The organism is Streptomyces nogalater, from assembly GCF_039532885.1.
Taxonomy (GTDB): domain Bacteria; phylum Actinomycetota; class Actinomycetes; order Streptomycetales; family Streptomycetaceae; genus Streptomyces; species Streptomyces nogalater.
Map to the genome: position 1 here is coordinate 43,585 of NZ_BAAASM010000060.1, position 6,198 is coordinate 49,782.

The 6,198-nt window shown below is 69.6% G+C and carries 8 protein-coding genes; 1 reads left to right on the forward strand and 7 read right to left on the reverse strand.

Annotated elements, in window-relative coordinates:
• Positions 1 to 85 precede the first annotated feature (85 nt).
• Entirely contained in the window at positions 86 to 418 is a 333-nt protein-coding gene (locus ABD350_RS31770) for a hypothetical protein (protein ID WP_344352387.1), read from the forward strand.
• 303 nt (positions 419 to 721) lie between these two features.
• Here the strand turns inward: ABD350_RS31770 and ABD350_RS31775 are convergent, their stop codons facing one another.
• The 7 genes from ABD350_RS31775 to cas7e all read right to left on the reverse strand — a co-directional run.
• Positions 722 to 1,255 (reverse strand): hypothetical protein, encoded by a 534-nt coding sequence (locus tag ABD350_RS31775; protein WP_344352388.1) that lies wholly within the window; start codon positions 1,253 to 1,255, stop codon positions 722 to 724.
• A gap of 187 nt (positions 1,256 to 1,442) precedes the next feature.
• Positions 1,443 to 1,859: a hypothetical protein gene (locus ABD350_RS31780; protein WP_344352389.1), complete on the reverse strand. Its 417-nt coding sequence runs from the start codon at positions 1,857 to 1,859 to the stop codon at positions 1,443 to 1,445.
• A 381-nt stretch (positions 1,860 to 2,240) separates the two neighbouring features.
• A complete protein-coding gene (gene cas2e / locus ABD350_RS31785) occupies positions 2,241 to 2,588 on the reverse strand; it encodes a type I-E CRISPR-associated endoribonuclease Cas2e (RefSeq protein WP_344352390.1) in 348 nt (115 codons plus the stop codon).
• A complete protein-coding gene (gene cas1e / locus ABD350_RS31790) occupies positions 2,585 to 3,589 on the reverse strand; it encodes a type I-E CRISPR-associated endonuclease Cas1e (protein ID WP_344352391.1) in 1,005 nt (334 codons plus the stop codon). The genes cas2e and cas1e overlap by 4 nt, the downstream gene beginning before the upstream one ends.
• Positions 3,582 to 4,370: a type I-E CRISPR-associated protein Cas6/Cse3/CasE gene (gene cas6e / locus ABD350_RS31795; RefSeq protein ID WP_344352392.1), complete on the reverse strand. Its 789-nt coding sequence runs from the start codon at positions 4,368 to 4,370 to the stop codon at positions 3,582 to 3,584. The genes cas1e and cas6e overlap by 8 nt, the downstream gene beginning before the upstream one ends.
• A 4-nt stretch (positions 4,371 to 4,374) precedes the next feature.
• On the reverse strand, positions 4,375 to 5,166 hold the full coding sequence (cas5e, locus tag ABD350_RS31800) for a type I-E CRISPR-associated protein Cas5/CasD (protein ID WP_344352393.1): 792 nt from the start codon (positions 5,164 to 5,166) through the stop codon (positions 4,375 to 4,377).
• A partial coding sequence (gene cas7e, locus ABD350_RS31805; RefSeq protein WP_344352394.1) for a type I-E CRISPR-associated protein Cas7/Cse4/CasC occupies positions 5,163 to 6,198 on the reverse strand: 1,036 nt, incomplete at its 5' end. The genes cas5e and cas7e, both read right to left, overlap by 4 nt.

Below are 6,198 nucleotides of genomic sequence, written 5' to 3' on the forward strand. Positions count from 1 at the left end.
CCACGCCCTGTCGTCCCGCTCCCACGCCCTGACCCAACTCCGAGAGGACCGCCACGCTAGCTGCCCTGGAGTCGTTGGGCTCCGCATGACGACCATCGCGATGACCCAGGCTTTGGAGCGGGACGCCCTCGTTCTCCTCGCCGAGTACGACGCGGGCTCCTGGCGGCCGACCGTCGGCGAGCATCTGCTCGCCGAGGGGCTGGCGCGCTCCCCCTGGGACGGCACCGTCTTCCGCGCCGCGCTGCGGAGTCTGACAGATGACGTCGGGGGCGGCCGCCTGGTCGACGTTCTCGCCCCAGCGGCACCGCTACTGGAGTCGGTCGATACATCCGGTGCCCGGCCGGCACTGCTCGCGGTGCGCCAGCTGCTGGACGCCCTCGCCGCCGACGCGGCTTCCCTGCTGAACCAGGACGGGTGAGCCGATGTACACGAGCGTCTAGCAGCCCAGGTTGTCGGGCAGGCACGCCGGTCATCGTACGGCGCGGCAGGCGGGCGACGACGGGGTTGGGCGTCTTGCCGTAGCCCCGTTTACCGAAGATCTCGTTGTCGTGCCGGGTGCCGTCGATCCGGTTGTTGCGGATGTCGTTGGCCATATCCGTCGCGGCCAGGTGCGAGGTGACGTCGAAGGCGTCGTTGCCCACGACGCGGCGCAGGATCTCCTCGTTGTCGTTGGCCGGCACCTCCACGACAGCAGCCGGGGCGCCGGGCTTCCACTCCCGGATCAGGTGCGGCAGGCGCAGCAGGGCAGGTCCTGCCCGGAGAGGGCTGCGACGTCGCCCCAGTCGGCTTCGTACTCGATGCCCGGGTGCGCGGTGTCGGCCGCGACCAGCGCCGGACCGCGGAAGCTCATGTCCCCGTACAGGGCGCAGACGGTGACGACGCCGTCCGGGTTGCCGCCGCCGGCTACCTCGGTGGCGACGTCGGTGGCGACCTTGCGGTCATCGCAGTGCACGATCCGGATCACGCCAAGGGCGGTGTGCCAGTCCAGCGCCGGCCCGCGCACCGTGTCCTTGTAACCAGCCCACCGGCCGGGCGGCAGGTCCTCGGGAAGCGGGCACAGCAGCACGGCGCCGCGACGGGCGAACTCCGGCGTGTGGGCCACCCACCGGTAGACCTGGAAGCCGTCCCAGACCTCCTCGGGCTCTTTCTTCCCGCCGAAGGCCGCGAACGGATCGTGCGGCGGCTCGGTCGGCTGCGGGAAGTCGTCGTACTCCCTCACCAGCCGCCACAGTCCGAAGGATTTGACGCCCAGCATCTGCCGGACTTCTGCCCTGGCCAGGTAGCGCAGGGCGCGGCTGGACAGATCGATAGCGGACGGGTAGACAGAGCACGAGAAAGCTTCTGGCGGACTTGTGATCTTGGTCGTGCACCCGTCTACCAGGAGCTTTCTTCATCTCCGCCGCTGGGGCCGCACGCCCAACCTCCCGACAGGTCACAACAGTTCAGTACGTCAGCCACTCCCTGTCGGGGATCAAGTCCTCGATCCATTCCTGGCCTCGCATGGCCCACTGAGGTGCAAGGAACACTGGGCGACAGCGGGCGTGGTTTCCGTTCTGCTGGCAGCGCAGGACCAATCCCAGGCTGAGGAGATACGGCTCTCCGCGGGGCCCGAAGCGCAGGCCATCGACGTACTCGGGCAGCGTCGGATCCTCAAGTGTTGACGCGATCTTCTCGATCCAGGGTTCGAGTTCCAACGGCAGCCGACCAACCAGAGGGACACCGTCGAGGCTGACCTGCGGGCCCCGGCAGGCGTCGACGGCTACTGCAGCCAGGGTCTGCGTCTCCTGGTCGTAGTAGGTGTCGATACCGACCCCTTCGAAGGGAAACCAGCGCGCGTACTTCCTGGTGTCCCATGCCATGATCGGCTCTCCCAGAGCGGCTGAGACTTCCTCCCTGCTCTGACCGAACCGTATGGGCCCCACGGACTTCAATGGGACCCATGTCCACGCAGGACGCTCCCCGTCCCGGAGGAACCTTTCCGCCCACCAGACCAACGAACCCACCCCTGATCGAAACGTGCATGCAGGAAGCATTCTCGCAACGCCTGCTGCAGACGGCACCAAACGTTTGCCCCGGGGCCCGTTCCAGAAATCTGAAACGGGCCCCGGGACGGCGTGCGGATCGGAAGGCCGAGCACCCCCGCGGGCGCGGGGACGACTTCACGGTACCCGTGGACTCCGAGTAACCCTCACGAGCACCCCCGCGGGCGCGGGGACGACACTTGCTGACCTGCAGGCTTGTCAGGGGGGAGGCCGGTTTTGCTTCACCTCGTTTCCGGGGTGTGAGGAGCGGCTGCCGTCTCCCCGAGGGCGAGCCATAAGGGTGAGGCCGTCGAAGTCGACGGGTGTCCAGCGTTCGCGGCCAGCGGTACGTACTGCCCAGCCTTGCTCGGTCTGGACGGGTTCGATCATGACGGCTTGGCCGTTGCCTACGCGGTCGGTGAGAAGGTTCCACAGGCGGTCGCGGATACGAGTGTTGGGCGTGCCGATGTAGACGCCTGGGGCTGCTTCGACGAACCAGCGGGTGAGGTGGCCGCGAAGGCCTGGTGGCGCCGCGATCAGGATCACGACCGTGGTGCCCGAGCTCATTCGTTCGCTCCCCGTTCTTTGTCGTCTTCCTTTTCCGGGGTCGGCGGGATGACGTCGATGTGATGGTCCGTACTGAAGGGGTCGCTCCAGTTTCGGCCGGCGCTGACCACGGTTTCGCCTTCGTCCCACAGGCCTGAGGACTCGGTCTCGGGCAGGTGGCCTCCGTCGGGCACGAGGAGTTGTTTGATGTCGGTGACGATGCGGGCGAGGAGTTTGTGCTCGACGACGGCGTCGCGGAGGGCTGTGCGGGCGTCGCGTTCTGTGGTGAGGCCTTTGGCGGTGAGGTCGAAGGCGAGCGGGATGGTGAACTCGGCTTTGTAGAGGTCGGCGATGTCCAGGACGAATGACAAAGCGGATCCGGTGTGGACGAAGCCGAGAGCGGGGCTGGCGCCGATGCCGGTGATGACCGCGTGGCAGATGCCGTAGAGGGCCGAGTTGGCGGCGGACAGAAGGCGGTTGACGTCGTCGCCGGCGGCGAAGGCGTCTCCGGCCTTGTACTCGCGCTTGGTCCAGGGGACGCCGGTGCGTTCGGAGTGGTGTGCGTAGAGTCTTCGGACGCGGGTGCCTTCGCGTCCGCGGAGTTGCTGGAGGGTGAGCGCGGAGGTGTCTTCGCCGGGGAAGCGCAGGTCGTACATGCGGCGCGCGACGGTGACCCGTTCCTTGGGCCGGGTGACGAGCCATGCCTGCCGCAGCTGGAGCTGTGAGCCGCGGGCGGTGCTGAGCCCGGAGGCGTACAGGCGGACTCCTTGTTCGCCGACCCAGCACACCGAGGTGGCGGAGTCAGCGAGCAGGGTGACGGCGGCGTGGGTGATGCGGCTGCCGGGACCGATGAGGAGCACGGCGAGGTAGGCGGCCGGTACGTGGACGATGCGGGCTTTGTTGATCAGGACGATGGCGTTGTCGTCCCGGTCGATGTGGCAGCGTTCGACGTACAGGCTGGAGACGCGGTCTTCGATTCTGTGGACGTCTTGGGGACCGGTGCGCCACCAGGGCTCAGGCATGGGGTGCCTCCGGTGGGAGCGGGGCGAGGGTGAGCAGGCCTTGCCCGTAGCCCTTGGAGGGGCCGATGCCGCCCAGCAGAGCGGCCCGCAGTGCCTCGGGGTCCGTCACCCGGAGCCTTCCCTGGAAGGTGGCGCTGGAGAGGGTGATGCGGGGGCCGTTGCTGCTCTTGGCGAAGCGCAGGGTCTCCCGGGCGATGAGGGAGACGGCGGGTGCCGGCTCGGCGGGCGGCCCGTCTGGGGCGGAGGGTTCTAGGTCGATGGTGGGGCCGGTGCGGGCGGCGGGGATGGTGAAGCCGTGGCGTTCGGCGCGGGCGAGCAGCCAGGCGAGCTGCTGTGCGGCGGTGCGGTGTGCGACGCGGAAGCCGCGCTGCTTTTCGTGTGTGTCGGCAAGGGCTTTGAGGCGCTGGGTCTGCTGTTCGCTGGGTTTGTCGGGGCGCTGCACGGTCTGGACGGGGTTGGCGGTGAGCCGGAAGGCGAACTCGCGGCCGCGGGTGAGGCGTTGCAGCAGGGGGGTGTAGTCGGCGATGAGGGGTTCGGCTCCGTCGGCGTCCGGCCAGCCGGCCTGTTCCACCAGGTGTTGCCAGGAGGGTCGGTTCTCGGTGAGGACGAGGATCTCGGCGCGGTGCGGGGTGCTGTTTTCCAGGCGCCACAGCACGCGTTCGGTGACGGGCTGGATGGCGAGGCCGCCCAGGACGGCGGCGTGCAGCCGGTGGGGGTTGGCCAGCAGGGAGACGGCTGCCCGGCGGCGGGGGTTGAGGGCGATTTTCGACAGGTACGGCAAGGGGTCACCAGCCCAGGAGAGCGAAGGGGTCGTGGCCGGGCTCTGTCCGGTCGGCGCGGTCGTCGGCCTGGTTGTTCGATGCCTGGCCGGTGGGCAGGTCGATCCACAGGTGCCGGACGGTTCGCTGGCCGAAGACGGTGCCGGTCTTCAGGTCGTAGGTGTCGGGGACATCCGCTGCCGTCAGGTCGCCGGCCGGGTCCTCGACGGTGGCTTCCAGCGTGACCTTGGGCCCCCGGAAGCGGGCGCGGTGGTGTGTGGAGGCCTGCCAGGGGAGGCTGGTGAGGGCCTGTGGCAGTTCGGCGTCGGGGTGCAGGCCGAGACTCACCGGTCCGGTCGGCGGGCAGGACCGGCGTCCCAGCGAGAGCGGGTAGACCGGGTTGCGCACGGCGTGTTCGAGCCGCTCCAGCAGTGCGGTGGGGCCGCGCAGGGCGGCGGTGAAGACTGCGTCCTGGAGGTAGTAGCGCTGGGTGACTCCGGTGTACTTGGCTGGGCCGGTCTTCTTCTGCAAGCCTTTGGCGTCGACCTTGGCGGCCGGCAGGGGAAGACCGCGGTGGTCGCTGACGGTGTGGTAGTCGCGCAGCAGCGTGCCGGGCTGGTCGACGCGTACGCCCAGGCGCAGCCCGAGCAGGTCGGTCAGGGAGGCTTCGCGACGGCGGCCCTCGGCTGCCGCGAGCAGGCCCAGGACGCCGGACTTGGTGGGCTCGGGGCGAGAGTCGCGGCGGTTGTAGCGGGAGGGGCCGCCCCAGGACTGCAGGGGGGCGGCCAGCCGCAGGGCGAATACGGCCATGTCACTCATCGCTGAGCGGCCTCTTCCTCGGCCCGCGTCCGCTGCGCGGGGATCTCCCCCTCGGCCAGCCAGGCGCCGACCAGGTCGCCGACCTCGTCAAGGAGGCTCTGGAAGGGCAGCGAGGGGCCGAAGGCGTCGGTGAGCTTGTCGCCTTCGAGCGCGTACGTGGCCAGGGTCCGCAGAGGCACGGTGCCCCAGCTCTCGCCGACGGTCCTGAGCTCGGCGGCCAGGGCGGCGGCGGACTCGGCGGCCAGGCCCTGGTGCCCGGTGACGGGCTCTTCGAAGGCGGAGACGAGATTGACGGGCTGGTCGGTGCGGACGGTGACCAGGACCAGGTGGGGCAGGGTGCGGTGGGCGAAGGAGTTCTGGTGGCCTGCGGGCATGGACCGGGTGAAGGCGTCGATGAACCGGACGGTGGCGTCGCGGGTGGCCTCGGCGGAGGTGAGGTTGTCGCGCAGCTGGTGGGCGCCGAGGACGGCGTAGCGGTAGAGCGTGGAGGAGTTGAACTCCACGGTACCGATCATGCCGGCTCCGCTGTCCTCGGTGTTCTCGTCGTCGACGGCGGTGTAGTAGTCGAACTCGGTGCGCACCGCGTGGGTGGACAGGGCGTGCGCGACCTGGACGGCGGCGTCGACGTTCAGGTCCTTCAGATCGGCGACCATCCGGCCGAAGAGAGCGACCTCCGCGGGATGCCCGGTCGCCAGGGCGGAGACCACGGGCAGCTTGCCGGCCTCCTCCTGGAGTTCCTTGTCGGGCAGCGCCGCCAGTTGCGCGGCCCGCCCGTCGAGCAGACGGACAAGGTCATCCAGCTGGCGCTTGCCGAAGAAGAGGAGGTATGCGGACTGCTCCTCCTTCTTGGCCGACTTCTTGATACCCAGCGGCTCCAGCAGCGCGGCCGCCAGGCGGTCGGCCTGGGCGGTCTCGAGGCCGGCACCGCCGTCGCTCTCGGGCCGGGCGAGACGCTCGGCGAGCAGGGCGGCGATCCGCTTGGTACGGGTGGCGCGGTCGGCCGGCGGTTCGGAAGCGGCGAACTCCATCCGG